We start from the raw sequence: 19,732 nt of genomic DNA on the forward strand, positions 1-19,732 counted from the left end.
GTCGCTCCTAGCGAACCTTGAACACGGGGCGGGCGACATCGCCCTTGAGCCAGGATTCGGGATCATCGCTCGACATGGCGGCTTTCAACCGATCCATCGCCGCGTCCCATGCCTTCAAGGTCGGCTCAAGGCAACCATCGTCAATATGACGCTGGCAGAAGTTGATCCCCCCGCCGGTCAGCACGCCATGTTCCGCCAATTGCTCTCTGATCAAGCTCATGACCACTGGGCCTTCCACCCCGGCATCCGGAGAGGGCGTGATCTTGGGCCACCAGGGGTCGCCGGTAATCTGAAGCGACTCCTGCAATCCGGCAGCGGCGATCCTGTCGTTCATGCCGCTCATGAGGGCTTCGCCATACTGCCAGAACTGTTGCGGCGTTTTATTCGCTTCCAATTTGTCGATCGTTGCGATGGCGGCGGCAATGGAGAGAGCTTCACCGCCGAATGTGCCCGAGAAGAATATCTCGGTCATCGGCGCCATGAATTCAGCTTTACCGACAATTGCGGAAATCGGCATGCCGTTGGCCATTGCTTTGCCGAATGCGGACAGGTCGGGCGTTACGCCGTAATAGGTCTGCGCGCCGCCCATATCGATCCGGAAGCCGCTGATGATTTCGTCGAAGACGAGGACCGCGCCGATTTCATCCGCGATGTCGCGCACACCTTGCAGGTATCCCGGTTTCGGCGTCGTTACCGCGGGTTCGATGACGATGGCGGCGACATCCTTACCATGCTCTCTGGCCACGGCGGTCAGCGCATCCAGGTCATTGAACGGGAACTTGACGGTCAAGTTCCGAACCGCTTCCGGCACGCCGAGGCTTCGTGTCGTCGCGCCGATATACCAATCCTGCCAGCCGTGATATCCGCCAACCAGAATCTTGTCGCGACCGGTCTTTGCCCGCGCGAGCCTCACGGCCGCCGATGTCGCATCGGTCCCGTTCTTGCCGAAACGAACCATTTCAGCACAAGGGATCAGTCGCACAAGCCGTTCTGCAAGCTCGGCCTCCAGGTCGGTCGACAGCGAAAACGAAATCCCTTTGGCAAGCTGATCCTTGATCGCTTTGTCGACATCCGGATCGCAATAGCCCAGCACGATGGGCAGCAGACCCATCACATAGTCGATGTACCAATTGCCATCGACATCCAGGCATCGGGGGCCATCGCCGCGCTCCAGGAACAAGGGGGTTGTCCCATGCACATGTTGCTGGAAGCTCTTCGTGAAAGTCTGCGCGCCTAGCGGAATTGTTTTGAGACTACGCTCAAGCAAAGCCAGGCTCTTGCTTACATCAAGATCAGTATTGCGTAACGTCATCGCGGTGCACTCTTATCGGTTTGAGGCAGTAAGACAGCATTGGCATAGCCCTGATCGGGCGGTGTGGGCGGTTCGCGCAGGGCGGTGGCGAACTGCTTTTCATCGAATATCAGGCGGTTACGGGAATCCCAGTAAGCTGAAACGAACCGGCATCTGTTATCAAGATGCGGTTTCAAGGCCGGGTTCCACTCCGTCTCTTCGATGTCGAGGGCGATGACCGGCCGGTTCGTACACAATGTGTAGCCGAACGTCGTGCTGGTCATGCAGCCGAAAAAGATCGCGTCGGCTTGTTGCCAGACTTCTTCAAAGGGGGTTGCGATCACCTCATCGGCCAGATCGTCGAAAAGCCCTTGAACTTCCTTCAGCCTATCGGGATGGGCTTTGTACAGTACACGGTAGCCTTGATCCTTCAGAAACCGGCAGACACGGATTTCGAGGTCCAATTGAAAAGCAAAGAAATCGGCTGGTGAATAGTGATACCGCAGCGCGGTCATCGGATAGCCGACGATCATCACGGACCGGATCTCCGCCGGCAGGGCGGATTTCCGCGACGCCTCTATTTGCCGTTGGTAGTCACTCGTTTCCAGGCCGATGAACTCTGTGGGCTGCTGTTCGGAAATGCCGGACAGCCGGTATTCCGTCGCATGGTGTTCGGCCGATTTCGTCGTCGGGCAAACGAACAGGTCGCATACGGCATATTCGGAATAGGCCTGCGCCCGTTCCCAAAAATTGCACATGTCGTTCCCATGATGGAAGCCGATGACCTGGCTGCCGCGGCTTTTCGCTGCGAATGCCAAGGTCCTGTTCAGCGGCTTTCCTAGCTGGGTGACAACCACGCTTTCCGCCGCCGGCATCGTTCTGGCCGCGAACGTGTACAGCTGCTTCAATCGTTGCAGCCGTTTGATCCAGGCCTGTGCGATTGTCGCAGTCTCAATGTTCTCGCATCTCAAGTATTTCGATGCAGCCGCGGCGGCGGATTCGAGAAAACGATGAAGATGCTCGATGGTTTCTGACGACAAAGTTTTTGCGGATTCAGCCTCCACACCATTCAGGACGAGTTCCAGATACAGATGCCGGCAAAGCCGCCCCTTTCGTTCCAGATACTCAAGCTTTAGATCGTCGCCGCTCCCGATGCCGATCGTATCGTATCGTGGAAGGCGGCCCCGCATCAGCGTTTTGCAGGCCACGCGTGTATTGAAGATTGTGTTGCGGATGAGGTTCCGAATTCGGAGCCTTGATATGAGTTTGGCCGCCGGCGGGGCATCGAAAGCCGTCGCGAAGACGTCCCAATCCGGTTCCAGGAAACGTTTGGACGTTTCGGTATAGTTGGCCTCGACACCCAATGCCTTGGCCTGGGCAAATGCACCGGCAAAATGGCAATGCGCAGCTAAAATGAAGGCGAACTGCGTATCGGCCAGAAGCACATATTTGTCTTCACCCTCAAGGGCGGCGTGGAAAAGGTCGAAAGCCTTCCAAAAGGCGTCCAGGAATTGGGTATGATCGTGTTCGGAAACCGGCCACCAGAAACTGTCCGCAAAGCCTGCCCGCCCGGCTGATCTGATCGCCGGTGCATCAAAGAAAAGGGGGCCGCGCGCCTCGGCATCGGCTTCCGTGCTGGTGTTGGTGACCGCCATGCTAACTTTGCTGCTGGAAGGAAGCATCAAAAGTTTCCCGCATCTTGTCGAGCAGCTCCGGCGATACTCTGCCCATCAAGTCGGTGCCGTGCATATCGATGGCCACATCGACCACGGCTTGAAGATACTGTTTCCCCCGTTCCGCGTATGACCCAATGTCGTGCGGCTCTGTGCCGAACACCCAATCGAGTGCCGGTCCGATGTCGGTCCATGAGGTAATCTGCTTAACGTGGGAAAGCATGCGGTAGTTTGCGTGCATGCCGAAAAGGATCAGCGGAATTCCTTTCACCGCCGCCTCGAAACCGGATGTCCCGTTGATCGTCGCGACGGCGGCTGCCTTGTCCATGACCTTAAGGCCGGACTCCATCGGGTCGATGAAAATGACATTCGGCATCTTACGAAGCGACTTGTAAAAGTCCGCCGGCCGCGCCCCGACGGAGGTGAGATGCTCCTTCACGACAAGGAAGGTCCCGGCCGGAAGCTCTTTCGCAAGCGCTTGGATGGCGAAGGGCTGATGATTGAATTCAGGTGACTCGCGCGTCAGCGTCACTTCCGGTTCGACGCTGAGGGGGAAATACACGAAGGGAACGTTCTCGATGTCCTGCAGGCTGGCCGTGGCGTTCCGTTGAAGGGTCCGGAAATGGTCCCATATGTCGAAATGCTCGCGCAGTTGCGCCTTCAGAACCAAGCCCTTCCGCTTCTCGTAGCGGCGAAGGTGGTAGTAGAAATATCGCACGAATTCATGCGTCATGTTCTTCAGCATGATGGATGTAGAGAACCGCCTGATCATCTTGGCGCGTTCGTCCAGATAGACCTTGTAGTGGCCCGTGATCGTCGGGCCGTCCGGCTGAACGGTCGCCTTCTCGAATGCATGGGCGATCGTCGGATGTTCCATGAACTCGTTTTCGGTCCAGTAGTAATAGTCTTCATATCCTGCGGATACGAAATAGCGGATCGCAATGCCCATGCCCCGCGCGGCGACGCAACAGGACTTGTTGGGCTGCAGAACCAGATCGACGTCGTGCTTCTGCAAAAGCCCTTTGAAGAATTCGACGAATGATACATAGGCGCGAAGCGCCTTCGGGTAGGTCGCTGCTCTGCTCCACCGCGTTTCGCGGTAGTTTGTTCCGGCTGCCAGGAACCCGGTGCCAAGGTGCCGGTCGTCCAAAAGCAAATGCGTGAACCGAAAACCCAGTTCGTGCTCCAGGGCCTTCGCGCGATCAATCCACTCTTGCGGCGCTTCCAACGGTTCAAGCAGGCTGTCGTATCTGAACGTCGTCGTTTCGATGGCGTCGAACAGCGTCCCGTAGGTCTGTTCGTAGTGATGAACTTCCTGCTGGTTCTTGCAGACAAGCGTGACCTTGGCGCCATCGGATTTGAACCCTTTCAGGAAATCCGAAAGCACACCGCTAAGTTCCGAATGGGAGAACACGAGGATAGATTTTGGCTTCACCGGCGCCAAATCCGAAGCTTCAGTCATAAGAATCTACTTCCAAGAATCTATGCGAACACGGTTTCCGGACAGGCATCGGACGGCACAGAAAAGCCGTCGACACCAGGCCGGCGAGTTCGTCTAGTCAATATCCGACCAGGACAGGGGGGTTCCGCGCGGAAGATCCCGCCGCGCCTTCCGGCCGATTGCCGACTTTATGAATTTGGGTGCAAGCCCGCCGCCCGGTCGGATGGAGCGAACGTTATCCGCCGAAAGCGTATCGCCCGCCGAAATGTCCTGAACCACATACAAGGAGCGCCGAAGCCCTTTGGTTCCGGCCTCGCTATCCGTCGTTTGATAGGACGGACGGCCGACCGCCGCGAACGCCTCATGGCTTGCGGTCACCATCGCCTCGAATTCCGCGGGCTCCAGCGAGAAGTCCGCATCGGGACCGCCGTCGGACCGTTTCCAGGTCATGTGCTTTTCGATGACCGTCGCGCCCAGAGTCGTGGCCGCCACGGGTACGGCGGTGCCCAATGTGTGGTCCGACAGACCGACGGGAACACCGAAGGCCTGCGCCAGATGGGGGATGGTCGCCAGATTGCACTCGGCCACCGGTGTCGGATAACCGGAAACGCAGTGCAGCAGGCACATCGGAACATTGTCCGCCTTTGCAACGACCTCCACCGCGTCGGAGATCTCGCCAAGATCCGCCATCCCGGTGGACATGATCATAGGACGGCCCTTGGCGGCGACATACTCGATCAAGGGCAGGTCCACCAATTCGCAGGACGCGATCTTGTATATCGGCGGATCGAACTGCTCCAAGAAATCGACAGCCGTCGGGTCGAAGGGCGAGGAGAAGACCGGAATGCCGACCTGGGCACCCTTGTTGAATATCGCCTCGTGCCATTCCCAGGGCGTGTGCGCTTCCTGGTACAGTTCGTACAGGCTGCGTCCTTCCCAAAGGCCGGGCCCCAACACAAAACCGGGGCCGTCATGGTCAATGGTGATCGTATCGGCCGTGTAGGTCTGGATTTTTATGGCATCGGCACCCGTGTCCGCCGCGGCCTGCACAAGGTCCAGCATCCGGTCCAGCTGGCCCAGATGGTTGCCTGAAAGTTCGGCGATGATGAACGGGGGATGTTCCGGACCAACCGGTTTTCCGGCCAGTTCTATGGTGGATGGGGCAGAGGCAGGGGGGGAAACCGATGTCATGGTGCTATCCAATGCCGGCGCCGTTCGGCGCGGGTTGTGCGTCAAGTTGATTTTCCAGCCATTCGGCGACGCGAACCAATCCCAAACCATCAACGAGGTTCATGGCCCGGTCGCGCATGGCCGCAGCGACGTCTGCATTCATTATGGTCTGAATCGTCCCAGGTAAACACCCGGGCTCAAAAGCCCGACCGGCGCCGGAGGACACCACCGTCTCCATCAAGAAATGCTGCGCGGCGTTGGTCTGGACCGCGATCACGGGTCGGCCTGCCGCACAGGCTTCGAACGCGGTGACACTGGCGCTTGTGACGACCAGCGTCGCCCATTCGAGCAGCGTCTGTAACCCGTCCGGGGCGTGCACATAGTCCAGTCGCGCCGCGGGCAGCGACGCGGGCAAGGTCGCTTCATGTTTGAAGAAGGGGCCGATCACCACCGTCACGGTCCAATCCTGCGGAAGACCTTCACAGTCTTCCAAAACGCGTCGCGTCCAGTTCTGCGGGTCGCTGGCACCCAGTGTCACGAGCAGGTTCCTGGTTCCGGCCGAGAGTGGGTTCGATGCGGCGATCGCGGTGTAGGAGGGATCGAGCAGGGCAAAGGCCGGGCCGTTGAGGACCGCCGGTTTGCGCCATTCCTGGCCGGTGTAAAGGTTCCGGTTTGTGTTCTGATTGAGAATGGCGTCAGCGTGGAACACCGCATCCCCCAAATCATCGATCGCCAACACCTTGCGCGCCGGCCAACCCTCCTTCGCCAGGCCGTAGCCGTCGACGATGGCCCAGTCCCAGACTGCGTCGCGCCCAAGCGCTTCCGCCAGTTCCGCGTCGGTAAGGTCGCCGGGAAAGCCTTCAACGCGCGCGCCTGCCACGGGTTTTGGTGATGGCACCCCGCGGACCGCGACGCGGACGGTGTGGCCGCGCGCCGAAAGAACGGCGGCGAGACGCGAGGAGCGGCTGAAATGCCCCAACCCCACGTCGCCGCCGGCTTCCAGAATGAACAGAAAAGTTCCGATCCGACCGGCTTTCCAGGTTTTCCGTGTCAGCGTGATGCCAAGACCGACAGTTCAGTGGCCCTACAGCAGCACGTAATGGCTCTGTTTTTCGAAAAAGTTCGACCGTTCGTCGTCGCTCGGCGGCGAATGAAGGAATGGGCGCGCATTTTCGATCATCGGAATGCGGGCTTCTTCGACCCCGTCCTCATTCCGGTGATTCGCGACGCTGTCCTTCGTTACCCATTCGCCGGCATCGTTCTTGGCCCAGATCGACGGGTCGCGCATCGGCTCGATCATGGCGAGCAGTTCGTCCTCGGTCATCCCGGAGGCTTCGAGGAACAGGTCCAGGTCAAACGGGCGGACATGGTCATGTTTTTCGACCATATCGATTGCCTGTTCACGGGTCATCCGGCCATGGCGGACTTCGTTACTGGCGTCGTCGGTCGCACGGCCGTACCCGAATTTGAGGTATTTCAGATAATCGTGCAGGCCGTTGGCATGGATGTCGTCCAATTTGGCGTAGGTGTTGAACGTACGTTCCCGCTCAGGGGCGGTTGCGAAGTTCAGGTTGTTGATCACGAATTCCGCCTGATCGCGGCCGTCCCAGGGAAGGAAGTTCGACATATAAATGCCGCGAACGCCGACCCGCTCCAGGTCCTCATCGGAGGGATAGAAGAAGGGGGCCAGGTCGTAGCGTGTCAGCGGGCAATCGTCCCGCTGCAGCAGGTCTTCCGGCTCAAACCCCCGCATGGAGTGCTCTTGGCGCTTCTTCTTCGTGAATTCGACGAAATCGTCGTCGTTATACATCCCGACCAGTTCGGAAAAGCCTTCTTCGCCCCAAACGACAAGCGGCACATCGTGCTGCACCGCCGCCCGCATCGGGAAGGTCATGATCCCGGCGTGATAGTGCCAGGTCACATCCCCAACAAGCTTCAGCATGTATTTGGCGATCCGGATCGCCGAGCCCGGCGCGGTGGAGTAGCGGACCAGATTGCAATCCGTCTGTTCAATCAGGTTCGCCAGATTTCGGATGCCCAGCGGTGTGTTGAAGGTGTGGTTGTAAGACACCAGCAACGGGTTCAACCCGTACTTTTCCTTTACGACATAGACCTGATAGGTGGAGTCCTTGCCGCCCGAGACCGGGATGATGCAGTCGTAGGGATTGCCTTTCGCGCGTTGCTTCTCGGCCGCCTCGGTCAGGATCTTCCGGAACATCTTTTCGCGTGAGGCCCAGTCGACTTGTTCTTTCAAAGTCGTCCGGCTTTCAAAGCTGCGGCAACCCGAACAGATGCCGTCATCGTCCAGAATGATCCCGGGCTTTGCGTTGGCCGGGTATACGCAACGCTTACAATATTCCATTAAACTGCTCCTAGTAGGGCTGGTACGTCGGCCGCCTTGGCATATCGACCTTATAGAAGGTGGAATCGCGGACCCAAAGGCCCTGCGCGGCCATGTGCTCCTTGGCCTTTTTCGTGCTGTGTTCTGTGTAGTGAAAGATGTTCCCGGCGGCAACGGCATCGGCGCCGCCAACCTCAATTCCTTCGACAAGGTGGTCCCAATTCGCGACGCCGCCAAACGCGATCACGGGGATCGGGGATACCGCGGTCACACTCTTGATGAGGGACAGGTCATAGCCCCGCTTGTCGCCGTCATGCTCGATGTTGTTGAGGAGTATCTCCCCCGCGCCGCGTTGCGCCGCTCGAAGCACCCAGGTATTCACGTCCTCGCCGGTCTTTTCGCGGCCGCGCGCGATAACCGCTTCATAACCCGATGGCATGTCGGGGTTCGGCGCGGCATCCACGGAAACTACGACGCATTGCTTGCCGAATGAACCGGCGACGTCTTCTATCAGGCTGTCCGACTGGTAAGCATGTGTGTTCAGAACCACTTTGTCGGCGCCGGCCCGGGTGTATTCCCTGACCTTGTCCAGGTCACGGATCTTGCCGCCGACGGATAGCGGAACAAAACAGCGGCGCGACAGGCCGTGCACGACCTCAAGGAAATGGTCCAGATAGGAATCGTCGGCCGAAATCTCCAGAACGCAGATCTCATCGACGGCCCAGGAATTAAAGAAATCCACGGCCGTGAAGGCGTTTCCAACCATGTTGGTGGGCCGAAACCTCCGGGTCTGAACCACGTTTCCGCGATAGCACAAAAGCGTGGCGATAAGCCTGTGTTTGGTCGCTACAGTCATGGCTCAGATCTCTAGAAAATTTTGAATCAGCTTCATGCCGGCCAGCTGTGATTTCTCAGGATGGAACTGGGTCGCGGAGATGTGGTCTTTTTCCACGGCCGCGGCGAAAGGATAGCCGTAGTCGCAGATTCCCGCGACCCAACTGTCGTCCGTACCGCCGACCGGCGCGGAATAACTGTGGACAAAGTAGAAGTCGGACTCTTCCGCCAGATCGTTGAAAAGCCGGCTTTCTTTGCTTTTCCTGACGGCGTTCCAGCCGATATGCGGCACCTTGGGCTTTCCAGGGCCTTCCGGAAACTTGGTGACGGTTCCCTTGATCCATCCCAGGCCGGGTTCGACGCCTTCCTCGCTGCCTTCATACAGGAACTGCATCCCGACGCAGATACCAAGATAGGGCGTTTTCTTGTCCAGGACCGTTTCGGCCAGCGCTTCTTCATGCCCGCGCCGGCGCAGTTCGCGTATCCCAGCATCGAACGACCCGACGCCCGGAAGAACGATCTTGTCGGCCCCTTTCAACTCGCTTCCTGCCTCGGCCACGCTGACGGATATTTCGAAACACTCCAACGCGTTCAGCACGGATCGCAGATTCGCGAACCCATAATCAACGACGACTACCGATTGCATGAATGTGAAGCCTCCCTTGAGAATTCGGCCCCCAGGGCCACCGAGCTGCCCAGCGATTGCTTGCAGGTTTCCGCCAGCGCAACCACATGGGCGCCGTCGTCGACGCTCGCCAAACGATCGTCATCGGTGACCCCGCCGTCCACCAATGCCGTGAAATTCTTTGCCATGTCGAGATATGGCTGGTTGGTGTCTATCCCCGCGGATTCGAACAATGTCTTTCGGCTTTTGCTGTCGGCGAAGGTAACCCGGCATGCTTCCGGCGCCTTGCCCAGACTTTCCCAAAGGATCGTACCCTGTGTCCCGACAATTTCGCAGCCGCGTGACTTCGGGTTGCGCAAATAGTCCAGATGAATGCTGGACCGCATGCCCGTGGCATGTGTCAACACGATGGACGCCCAGTCCTCGACATCGATATCAAGCGTTCCGATCCTGCCAAACGTACCGGCACAGCCCGTTGCCTGGCCAAAGAACGAACACAGGTAATCCATTTCGTGAATCGCGTCGTAGATCACACCGCCGCCTTCGCTGGCATGGGCGCAATAGAGTTTGCGGTAGTCCCCGTCGGCACGCATGGCAGGCAAGTAATTACCGTAATGGGCGCGGGCGAAATGCGGCTCGCCGATGCTGTCGAGGGCCTCACGAAGCGACGCGACGCCCGGATGAAACCGCATGTTGGAGACAACGCGGACAAGCGTGTCGGATTGCTGCGCCCGATCCTGAAACCGTTTTGCTTCATTGGCCGACAGCGTCAGGGGCTTTTCGATGAGAAGGGCGCGAACCCGGTCCAGCAGCTCCAGCGCAAGCGGAACATGAAACCGGTGGGGGACGGCGATGACGGCCATATCGGGTTGCCAGGCCAAGGCTTCGTCTAGGGTCGCGAAGGCTCGCGCACCGGTTTCTTGCGCGGCTTGATCGCGCCGAACCGCGTCCTGGTCGATCACGGCAACCTCACAGCCCGCAGCGGCGAAATTGCGGCTGTGCCGCAGACCGATCGAACCGCACCCGATGACAATACACTTCATCTTAGCCTACCGGGATGACGCCACGGCGGTGGCGACCACAAGATCTTCCCGCGTGTTGATGTCGATGGAACGGGACTGCGGCATCACATGCCCACGCAGCCCCGGTCCATAGAAGGTTCTGTGTTCTTTGAACGCCGTGGCATTCACCGAATAGGTACTGCCATTGTCGACCAGCAAGGTCGGCAGGTCACTTTCACGTTTGGACACCAAATCGGGCCACATCGGCTCCAGCGTTCCGGCCGGTGTGGCCCGCAGGGCTTGGTGCGGCGGCAGCGGGTAGGTGCTGACGGCCATTGCGAAACCGCAGCCCTCTACACCAAGAAGCCCGTGCACCGCCGCGATGTCGTCGCCCGTGCGAAGCGGCGCTGTCGCGTACAGACAGCATAGTTCGGTGACGGCCTCCGACCGGTCGTCGAAGAATTGCATCGCATGCAGGCAGACATCCGTGACCCGGGCGCTGTCGCTGCCAAGGTCCTTGGGTCTGGCGATGATCTCCGCACCGAACTTTGCCGCGACATCGATGATTTCATCATCGTCGGAAGACACGACAACATGGTCGAATATCCCGCAATTCTGCGCCGCGGCGATGGTATGCGCGATGATCGGTTTCCCGAGGAAATCGGCGATGTTCTTCCTGGGCAACCGTTTCGAGCCGCCGCGGGCAGGGATGAGGGCGAGTTTCATGGACGCCAGATATGAGGGATGACGAGGGTGGAAAACCGGTTAGGCAAGATCGCCCGGCATTACCTTGTGACCGGCGGGCAGATCGGTGCGCAGTGACTGTTCGCCCAAAGCTTCGGCTTGGTCGGGGGCAAGACCGCCGCCCGGACGCCGATAGTCGAGCGCGCAATCCTTCAGCTTCCGGCCTGCCGGCGTATCTTCGGCAAGATAGGTGCTGCGGCGCGCGATTTCCCGCTTTTCCAATTCCACCGGCTGCATGATCCGGCGGCTGCTGCCCAGCGCCGTCGGCAGGTCGCGCATCAATTGCACGAAGGCCGCCATGTCCTGCGGTTCAAGGGAGAAGATATGCTCGATGCTGCGCGTCATGCGATCCTTGGTAATCGTCTTTTCGACCAGGTTCGCGCCAAGTGCGACGGCGGCGACATCCATATCCCAGCCGGGCGAATGGTCTGAGAAGGCGACAGGATAACCCAGCAGGGTCTTCAGCGACGGAATGATATTGAGGTTGATCCCCTCCAGACGGGCGGGATAACCCGACGGACAATGGTGGATAATGACGTTGTCGTTGCCTTCCGAGCGGATCACGTCGATCGCGCGTTCGATTTCGCCGATCGTCGAGTTGCCTGTGTCCAGTTGCAAGCACATGCCTGTTCGGGCTGCTTTGCGGATCAGCGGGAAATGGTTCACATCGCCGGATGCAATCTTGATCGAAGCGCAACCAAGCGATTCGACAAGGTCGACCTCATCCGGGAAGCCGATGGTTGCGAAAAAGGCGAGATTGCATTCATCCGCGCAAGCCTTGACTTCGCGCCATTCGTCATTCGAAAGGGCCCGGCGTTTCAGCAGGTCGTAGAGCGGTTCTTGAACCGTTTCCGTCTTGCCCGTTTCCCGATCGACGAGAATTTCATAGGTGAACAGGGCGGATTTGTCCTCGACGACGCGGTCCGGATCGAAGATCTGGAATTTCACGGCGTCCGCGCCTGCACGGGCGGCGTGCCGAATCAGATCCTTCGCGCTTTCCACGCCTTCATGGGTCGGTCCCGCTTCGTAGGTCACGAAGATCGGCTCCCCGTCGCCGACCTTGCGTTCGCCGAAAGCGACATACTGGTGATCGTTCATTTCCCTATTCTCCTGAACCGGTGGACTGGCTGGCGAACCTGTCCATCAAAACCAAATCATCCCAATGATCATCGCACCAGAAATGGGCAGGCCGGATGGCCTTTTCTTCAAATCCCGCTTGGCGGAACGCTTTGCGCGAACCGACATTGCGCGCGTAGCAGCCGGCCGTCAGCTTTGCGAGCTTTAGGTCTTGGAATGCATAGTTGGCAAGCCCGGCGATCGCTTCGCGGCCGAACCCTTTTCCCCAAGCGGATTTTTCACCAATCAGAATACCGATTTCACCGCGCTTGTGATGCGTTGAAATCGGGCCGATCTTGATATTGCCGATATGCTGACCGTCTTCCGCGAACAGACCGAAAAGCTGTGTATCTTCCCGGCCCCGGCATTGCCCGACAAAACGCCTTACATCGTCCATCGTGTTTTCGGCAAACCGGGATTCAAGGAACCGGTTGATCTCGGGGTCGTTCAACCACGAGACATACGCGTCCGTGACGTCGTCCGGTTCAAGTTCCCGCAGACGCAGGCGCGCCGTTTCGATGATGCTTTGCATTGGCATGCTACAACCGGACCGGCAGCTTCTCGTGCCGCATATAGTGTTTGATCTTGCGAATATTGTTGTCCGAGAAGACGAGCAAGGTGCCAAGCGCGACGGCATCGACCCCTGCGGACAAGGCTTCGGCAACTTGCGACAAAGTGCCTGCGCCGCCCTCCAGAATAACCGGAACGGACACACGGGTTCGGACCTTGTCGTACAGGTCGGTGTTCAGGCCTTCCCGAGTCCCTTCGCGCGACACATCCATAACCCGAAGTTCCCCGGCGCCCAGATCGATCACCTGGTCCAGCCAATCTTCCAACGAAAGATCGCGTGTCGGGCGGCCGGTCAGATGGTCGTACAGCAGATAGGTCCCGTCCTCGTTCCAGACATCGATGCCGATGACCGTGGCCTGACTTCCGTATCGGTGCGCGATTCCGTCGATCAGGGCCGGATTGGAACGCGCCGTGGAAGTGAGGCAGATCTTGTCCGCACCGCTCTTGAAACACCGGTCGGCGATATCGAGGGAGGAAATACCGCCCCCTACCGTCAGGGGGACGAAGCATTCCAGCGCCGCCGCCGCGATCGTTTCGAAATCCGGTTCGCGGTTTTCTTTGCTGGCGTCGATATCCAGCAGGAATATCTCGTCCGCACCCTGCGCATTGTAGGCCCGCGCCGTCGTCTTGGCGCTGCCGGCATCTCGGTACTCCGCATAGCGCGTGCCCTTAACCAACCGGTTCTTGGACAGCAGCATGCTGGGAATAATTCTGCAAAGTTCGCGCATCGTGTGTTCGCTAAGGCTTCCAGGCCAGAAAGGACTCGAGGAATTGAATGCCGTCGTTTTGGGATTTTTCGGGGTGGAATTGCGTTCCGACGACCGTATCGAAACCGATGGCGGCAACGCATCCATCGAATGTGTCGAGGGTAGCGGTCGATTGCGCCAACGGCGTGCCGAACAGGCCGAAGGAATGGCAGAAATAATAGACGCCTTTGGGGCTCATCATATTGGACAGCGGGTTCTCAGCGTTAACCTCAATCGCTTTCCATCCGATGTGAGGCACCGTCTGGCGCTCCGCGGCATGGGATTTCAGGTTTTGAACCGTTCCGGGAACCCAGCCAAAACCGGCGCCCGCGCCGTACTCTTCCAGTTCTTCCGCCAAGACCTGCATGCCGATGCAGATCCCCAGGAAGGGCCGGGCCTTGTCGAAAACCATTTCACGTAGCGCATCCATCAGCCCGCTGGAACGAAGCCGCGCCATCGCGGTGCCGGCTGCCCCCACACCGGGAAGCACAAGCCGGTCCGCCTTGGCGACCTCGTCCGGGGTGCTGATCACTTCTACATCAGCACCCGCGTACCAGATAGCGTTGGACACGGAGGAAATGTTGCCCGCGCCATAGTCAATGACGGATACGACACTCACCGTGAAGCTTCTCTTTTGCTGTCCAATTCCATATCACCGATGACGCGCGGCCACTGGTCATAGTCCCATGGCTTCCAATTGGCGCAATTCGACTGGCATTCCTCGCAGGACGGCGTCTTGTGCGGCTCGACCGCATGCGGCTCGATCAAGTCCATGAAATGCTGTTCCGTGATACCGAGGAATTCTAGGAACACATCGAGCGCGGCCGGGCGGCGACCGTCATAGTCCTCCACCAATTGTGCGCCTTCGTCCCGTGTCAGCCGGTTGTTCCGGATATCGATCGAGACAAGATGAGTGGTCCGGCCGAAGCCGCGTTTCAGGTGTTTGATGTAGTCGCGCACCCCTTGCATGAAACACTCGATCTTTTCGTAATCGTACATCGGCGGAATGCCCTCGACCTGGTCGCCTTTCCAGCCGAGTTCGTCCTTGATGAGTTTGACCTGTTCCTTGACGTCCCAGGGGATGTAGGACCCAAGCAGGATAGACCGTGTGCCCTGTTTCCGCAGGTCGCGCATTGGCGGATAGGTGTAGGGCAGCATGTCGCGTTCGGTAACGGGATAGTCGGAAATCGTGTTGTCCAGCATCCCGACGAGATCTTCTGCGTTCATGCCCAGATTGACGAAGGAATTGAACCGGCGTTCGTCCACTTCCTCATGCTCGTCATAGCTGTAGAAGGACGCATATTCGGCCGTGGGTTCGCCCCATACCAGAAGCGGAATGTTCTGCCACAGCGACACCCACATCGGGTAGGCGAAGATGCCGGTATGACAATGCCAGCAGAAATCGCCGCGCCGTTTGAGCGATTCATACATCAGCTTCCGGACAACCTGCCAATTCGGCGTGAAGTGGTGCACGTCGACGCCCAGGGTCCGGAAGGTGCGCAGCGCGTTTTCCTGCAGCGTGGGACGCAGGAAGCCGTGGTCGAAACGAACGACCAGCGGCTTCAATTTCATTTTCTTGACCAGGTACCAAAGCGTGAAGGTCGAGTCCTTCCCGCCGGAAAACGGGACGATACAGTCGTACATTCCCTTGCCACGGAAGTCCGCGACGATCTTGTCCAGCTCTCCGCGGCGATGATCCCAGTCGATCTTCGTGTGTTTGAATTCAACCTGTCGGCAGACGGAGCAGACTCCCTCTTCATCGAACTGGAGGGACTCCGCGGTTTCCGGCATCAGACACTTCGTGCAGTAGCGCATAACGTTCTCCATGGCACTTTGGGAGCCTAGGGCTCTAGGACAGACTCGATTGACCGGACGACATATTCCGCGTCGTCGTCGGTCATGCTCGGAAATAGGGGGATACTCAGCGCGCGCCGGTAATAGGCGAGCGACCCCGGATATTGGTTACTGGCGGCATCGCATCGGAAGTGCGGCTGCAGGATCAGCGGGATGTAGTGAACCTGGGTCCCGACGCCGCGTTCCCGCAATGCGTTCATCACTGCCGCACGGGACTTGCCGATGGCATCGAAGTCGATCAGCGTCACATACAGATGCCAAGCGGGCTGGTTCGCGGCCGTTCTGCCAAACGGTTTAACCGGCGCAGGGGACGTGCTGAACGCCCGGTCATAGAGGTCGGCCAGCGCCCGCCGGCGTTCTACGAACTGCGGCAGTTTCGCAAGCTGACTTTCCGCCAAGGCGCACTGAATGTCCGACAGGCGGTAGTTCAAGGCCGGCTCGGCAAGCTCGTAGTACCACGGGTTCACGGCCCCGGTTTCGGCGTCGAGCGCAAGATCCTTGTAGGTGAACTCGTCGCCTGTGCGCACAATGCCGTGGTTGCCGAACCGCCGCATTTTTTGCGCCAACTTGGCGTCGCTTGTCGTGACCGCTCCGCCTTCGCCGGCTGCGATTGTCTTGACCGGATGGAAGGAAAACGTCTCGACATGGGTGTGGGGACAAGCACCCACCCGCCAACCTTCGTCCGACACGGTGCCCAGTGCATGACAGGCATCGGCCAGAAGATAGGCGCCGACCGAATCCGCCAATGCCCGCATTGCCGCCATGTCTTCCATCTGGCCCGCCAGATGCACCGGCGTTATGCAGCGTACCGGAAAGCTCGCCCTGGATATGGCTTCTTGCGCGGTTTCCGGGGTCATCAGACCCGTGTCCGGGTCAACGTCGGCGAAGACGACTTCCGCGCCCAAAAGGTCGGCCGTACTTGCCGTGGCGGCGAAGGTCGTGGTCGGAACGATTACGGAGGTTTCGGGCCCGACACCGAAGGCGTGGTAGGCCATGTGCAACGCGGCGGTTCCGTTCGCGCAGGCGATGGCATGGTCTGCGCCGACGGCTTTGGCCAGGGCGGCCTCGAAAGATGCGACGTTGGGCCCCGTGGTGAGATACGGGGAGGTCAATACACCAACGACGGCATCGATATCGGCTTGGTCGATCTGTTGCCGGCCATAGGGAAGGAACGCGCGTTCCATTTTAGTATCCTAGGGAATTCAACAGCGTGCGGGTTTCCTCAAGTGACAGCCATTCGGTGTTGGTGTCGCTGGCAAAGGAGAACCGTGGGTCGACTTCCCGCGCGCCGGAGGCGAAATACTCTTCGCGGCTGGATTCACGCCACAATTGCATCAGCGGCATGATCACATAGATATCGTCGAGTTCGAGCGTCGCCCGCGCGTCGTCTTCGGTAATCATGATCTCATGCATTTTTTCGCCGGGCCGGATGCCGATGTCTTCCATGGGCAGGTCCGGTGCGATCGCCGCGCACAGGGTTTTGATATCGACGCTGGGAATCTTGGGCACGAAAATTTCGCCGCCCTGCATACGCGCGAAGGAAGAGAGGACCATGTTCACGCCCTGACGCAATGTGATCCAAAAACGCGTCATATCCGGGTGCGTGATGGGCAGATGGGTCGCGCCGTTATTCACCAGGCGCTTGAACAGGGGGACGACGCTGCCGCGCGACCCCATGACATTGCCGTACCGCACGACCGAGAAGCGCGGCCCGTTCCGCCCGCCGAGGGCGTTTCCGGCAACGAAGATCTTGTCCGAGGCGAGCTTGCTGGCGCCGTAGAGGTTGATCGGGTTGGCGGCCTTGTCCGTCGATAGCGCGACAACCTTTTTGACGCCGCAGTAAATCGAGGCATTCACCACGTTTTCCGCGCCGTGCACGTTGGTCCGAATGCATTCGAACGGATTGTATTCAGCGATCGGCACATGCTTCAGCGCGGCCGCATGGACCACATAATCGACCCCGCGCATGGCCATTTTCAGCCGTTCCAAGTCGCGGACATCGCCGATGAAGTAGCGCAGGAACGGGTGTTCCGTATCGGAGAAGACTTGCGCCATCTCGTATTGTTTTAGCTCATCCCGCGAGAAAATGATCAGCCGCTCCGGGGTATACCGTTCGATCACGCTCTTCACGAAGGCATGGCCGAAGGACCCGGTCCCACCCGTTACAAGAATATTCTTGCCGTTGAGATCCATTTCGGGATTGGTGAAGCTCCGCATTTTGCCGCCGAAGCCGTCTTCCAGGACCTTATCCAGGTCGCGATCTCTATCCATTATTTTTCCTCGTTTCGTACGACCGGCTGGCCGGGCATTCTCGTCGGGACGTCCCGCAAAACAGGGTTTGAGCCAATTCGCGGTTCAAATCAAAGTTCAAGAAAGCGCTGTCTGCGAAACAGCGCTTTCCACGGCATTTTTCAAGACGGCCTGTTGTCGCGCCATATGCGCCTTACTCATCATGCCTAGACCGTCTGTGCCGCGGTTTCCGCGCTTTCGACACCACCATCCGCGGCATGAAGCGCGGGTGGGGATCCGAAAGCGGTACGATACCAACCGTTCTTGTCGATAAGCTCGGAATGGACGCCGGTATCAACGACCTTGCCATTCAGCATCACAATAATTTCGTCCGTGATTTGAATGGTGGAGATGCGATGGGCGACCATGATTATGGTCATATTCGTTTCACGGGCCAACCGGGTCATCAAGGTGCAAAAATCCCGTTCCGAAAGGGCGTCCAGCTGGCTGGTCGGCTCATCTAGAATCAGGATTGGCACGCCGCCGAGGATGGCGCGGGCGATTTCAAGCCGTTGCTTCTGGCCGCCGGATAGGGACCCGCCTTTTTCGCCGACATAGGTGTTCAACCCCTCAGGCAGACCGTCCAGGAAGTCACCCAGCCCGGCCAGTTTTGCAGCCTTAAGCACATCCGCATCGGGCATGTCCGATCGACCGTACCGGATATGGTCCGCTATGGTTCCATCGAAGATTTCAGGGCTTTGCTGCGCATAGGCGATCCCATTGCGAAGGCTGTGCAGATTAAATTCGGATATATCGACGCCATCGAAACGGATAACGCCCGAATCGGGAATGCGCAGCCGCGGCAGCATATCGATCAAGGTGGATTTTCCGGCACCGGACGGGCCGACGATGGCAACCAGTTTGCCGGCGGGAATGGTCAGGTCAAGATGATCCAACACGCGTTTATCTTCGTCGGATCCATACGAGAAACTGACGGATTCAAAGCGAATTTCGCGGTCGAGGGAGCCGAAAGTGCGGTTGCCGCTTGCCGATTCTTCTTTGGCCTTCAGGCTCGTCAGGCTGTTTACCGCAACTTCGATACTGCCATGGTTGGCCAGGATATTCTGCCGGACCGATTGCGCTTGTTTGACGGTTGGAAGCAGGCGAAGCGCAATGACCAGAAAAACACTCAGTGTCGTGATCGTCAGGCCAAACAAGGCTTCCCCGAAGATGATCGTGGCGGCAGCCGTGATGGCCAGAATAGGCTCGGGGACGATGTCGATGATGGCCTTGGATCGCTGCAGGGATACGGCACGATCGGCATTTACCGTTGTGTAGCTGCAGAAGCGGTCTATTTCAGCCTGTTCGGTACGGGAAAGTCGGATCAGACGGGTCGAAGACAGTCGTTGTACCAGGAAATGCGTGATCGACTGATTGATATCGACGATTTGTTGGCCGATCTCCCGGCTCCGCCGCATCAGGCCCTGAACGCTGAAGACGATGACCCCGAACACGCAGAGCGCCGAAAGGGTCATCTGCCATGAAATGACGAGCATTGCGGTAACATAGACGGCGCCGACGACGAGAATACCGATGATGGTGAGCAAATCGACAATGGCCCGTGTCGCTTTGCCGATCTCGCCGACGATGTCGTTTACAACGGTGCCGGTCGAATGGGATTTCTGAAACTCAAGGCTGGTATGCAGATATCGGCGAAAAACTTCATCCTGAAGCGATTTCTGCAGCGCCATTCTCGCCGCACTGACCGTGACTTGCCGCGCATACAGGATCGCCTGCCGCGTAATGATCATGATCAGTGTGAAGGCAAGCAGGCTCTCAAGCGAGACGGGGACGCCCAGCGCCCCGGCCACCTCAAGGATGTATTTCCAATGAACGCCCTTCTCGGTCAGCGTCTGCAGGTCTCCGTTGGATTGCAGAAACTCGAAGATCGGCAGCATCATGGCCAAACCCAGGCCTTCGACGACCACGGCGACCAAGTTGAGAAACAGAAGATACACGACAAGCCAGGGTTTTAACCCTAGCTCGAAGCACTTGGAGAGTAATGAGAACACTGACGGTATCGATACTGTTTTGACG

Annotated in this window: 18 protein-coding genes; all 18 read right to left on the reverse strand. The window is 58.6% G+C overall.

Annotated features, from left to right (window positions below; translation table 11 throughout):
- Positions 1-7 precede the first annotated feature (7 nt).
- Entirely contained in the window at positions 8-1,312 is a 1,305-nt protein-coding gene (locus EOI86_RS16435; RefSeq protein WP_127766229.1) for an aspartate aminotransferase family protein, read from the reverse strand.
- A complete protein-coding gene (locus EOI86_RS16440; protein WP_127766230.1) occupies positions 1,309-2,946 on the reverse strand; it encodes a hypothetical protein in 1,638 nt (545 codons plus the stop codon). Before EOI86_RS16440 ends, EOI86_RS16435 begins: the two co-directional genes overlap by 4 nt.
- Position 2,947: 1 nt before the next feature.
- Positions 2,948-4,426, reverse strand: a complete 1,479-nt coding sequence (locus EOI86_RS16445; protein ID WP_127766231.1) for a capsular polysaccharide export protein, LipB/KpsS family — start codon at positions 4,424-4,426, stop codon at positions 2,948-2,950.
- A 93-nt stretch (positions 4,427-4,519) separates the two neighbouring features.
- The gene (gene pseI / locus EOI86_RS16450) at positions 4,520-5,596 is read right to left on the reverse strand and encodes a pseudaminic acid synthase (protein ID WP_127766232.1); all 1,077 of its coding nucleotides are present in this window, start codon (positions 5,594-5,596) and stop codon (positions 4,520-4,522) included.
- Between the two features lie 4 nt (positions 5,597-5,600).
- Positions 5,601-6,560, reverse strand: coding sequence for a hypothetical protein (locus EOI86_RS16455; RefSeq protein WP_127766233.1), 960 nt, complete (start codon positions 6,558-6,560; stop codon positions 5,601-5,603).
- 99 nt (positions 6,561-6,659) lie between these two features.
- Entirely contained in the window at positions 6,660-7,937 is a 1,278-nt protein-coding gene (locus EOI86_RS16460; protein WP_127766234.1) for an N-acetyl sugar amidotransferase, read from the reverse strand.
- A gap of 10 nt (positions 7,938-7,947) precedes the next feature.
- A complete protein-coding gene (hisF, locus tag EOI86_RS16465) occupies positions 7,948-8,772 on the reverse strand; it encodes an imidazole glycerol phosphate synthase subunit HisF (protein WP_127766235.1) in 825 nt (274 codons plus the stop codon).
- 3 nt (positions 8,773-8,775) lie between these two features.
- A complete protein-coding gene (hisH, locus tag EOI86_RS16470) occupies positions 8,776-9,396 on the reverse strand; it encodes an imidazole glycerol phosphate synthase subunit HisH (RefSeq protein ID WP_127766236.1) in 621 nt (206 codons plus the stop codon).
- A complete protein-coding gene (locus tag EOI86_RS16475) occupies positions 9,384-10,418 on the reverse strand; it encodes a Gfo/Idh/MocA family protein (RefSeq protein WP_127766237.1) in 1,035 nt (344 codons plus the stop codon). Before EOI86_RS16475 ends, hisH (EOI86_RS16470) begins: the two co-directional genes overlap by 13 nt.
- Before the next feature lie 6 nt (positions 10,419-10,424).
- Positions 10,425-11,102 carry an acylneuraminate cytidylyltransferase family protein gene (locus EOI86_RS16480; protein WP_127766238.1) on the reverse strand — a complete coding sequence of 226 codons (678 nt, stop codon included), beginning with the start codon at positions 11,100-11,102 and terminating at the stop codon, positions 10,425-10,427.
- 39 nt (positions 11,103-11,141) lie between these two features.
- Positions 11,142-12,218: an N-acetylneuraminate synthase family protein gene (locus EOI86_RS16485; RefSeq protein WP_127766239.1), complete on the reverse strand. Its 1,077-nt coding sequence runs from the start codon at positions 12,216-12,218 to the stop codon at positions 11,142-11,144.
- A gap of 4 nt (positions 12,219-12,222) precedes the next feature.
- Positions 12,223-12,774, reverse strand: coding sequence for a GNAT family N-acetyltransferase (locus EOI86_RS16490; protein WP_161973865.1), 552 nt, complete (start codon positions 12,772-12,774; stop codon positions 12,223-12,225).
- 1 nt (position 12,775) lies between these two features.
- The gene (gene hisF / locus EOI86_RS16495; RefSeq protein ID WP_161973866.1) at positions 12,776-13,534 is read right to left on the reverse strand and encodes an imidazole glycerol phosphate synthase subunit HisF; all 759 of its coding nucleotides are present in this window, start codon (positions 13,532-13,534) and stop codon (positions 12,776-12,778) included.
- 10 nt (positions 13,535-13,544) lie between these two features.
- The gene (hisH, locus tag EOI86_RS16500) at positions 13,545-14,171 is read right to left on the reverse strand and encodes an imidazole glycerol phosphate synthase subunit HisH (protein WP_127766242.1); all 627 of its coding nucleotides are present in this window, start codon (positions 14,169-14,171) and stop codon (positions 13,545-13,547) included.
- Positions 14,168-15,367 (reverse strand): N-acetyl sugar amidotransferase, encoded by a 1,200-nt coding sequence (locus tag EOI86_RS16505; protein ID WP_127766243.1) that lies wholly within the window; start codon positions 15,365-15,367, stop codon positions 14,168-14,170. The genes hisH (EOI86_RS16500) and EOI86_RS16505 overlap by 4 nt, the downstream gene beginning before the upstream one ends.
- Before the next feature lie 26 nt (positions 15,368-15,393).
- The gene (gene pseC / locus EOI86_RS16510) at positions 15,394-16,590 is read right to left on the reverse strand and encodes a UDP-4-amino-4,6-dideoxy-N-acetyl-beta-L-altrosamine transaminase (RefSeq protein WP_127766244.1); all 1,197 of its coding nucleotides are present in this window, start codon (positions 16,588-16,590) and stop codon (positions 15,394-15,396) included.
- A 1-nt stretch (position 16,591) separates the two neighbouring features.
- Positions 16,592-17,677: a UDP-N-acetylglucosamine 4,6-dehydratase (inverting) gene (gene pseB, locus EOI86_RS16515; RefSeq protein ID WP_205032225.1), complete on the reverse strand. Its 1,086-nt coding sequence runs from the start codon at positions 17,675-17,677 to the stop codon at positions 16,592-16,594.
- Between the two features lie 185 nt (positions 17,678-17,862).
- Positions 17,863-19,707: an ABC transporter ATP-binding protein gene (locus tag EOI86_RS16520; protein WP_127766245.1), complete on the reverse strand. Its 1,845-nt coding sequence runs from the start codon at positions 19,705-19,707 to the stop codon at positions 17,863-17,865.
- Between the last annotated feature and the right edge of the window lie 25 nt (positions 19,708-19,732).

It is taken from the genome of Hwanghaeella grinnelliae (genome assembly GCF_004005845.1).
GTDB classification, from domain to species: Bacteria; Pseudomonadota; Alphaproteobacteria; order UBA8366; family Aestuariispiraceae; genus Hwanghaeella; species Hwanghaeella grinnelliae.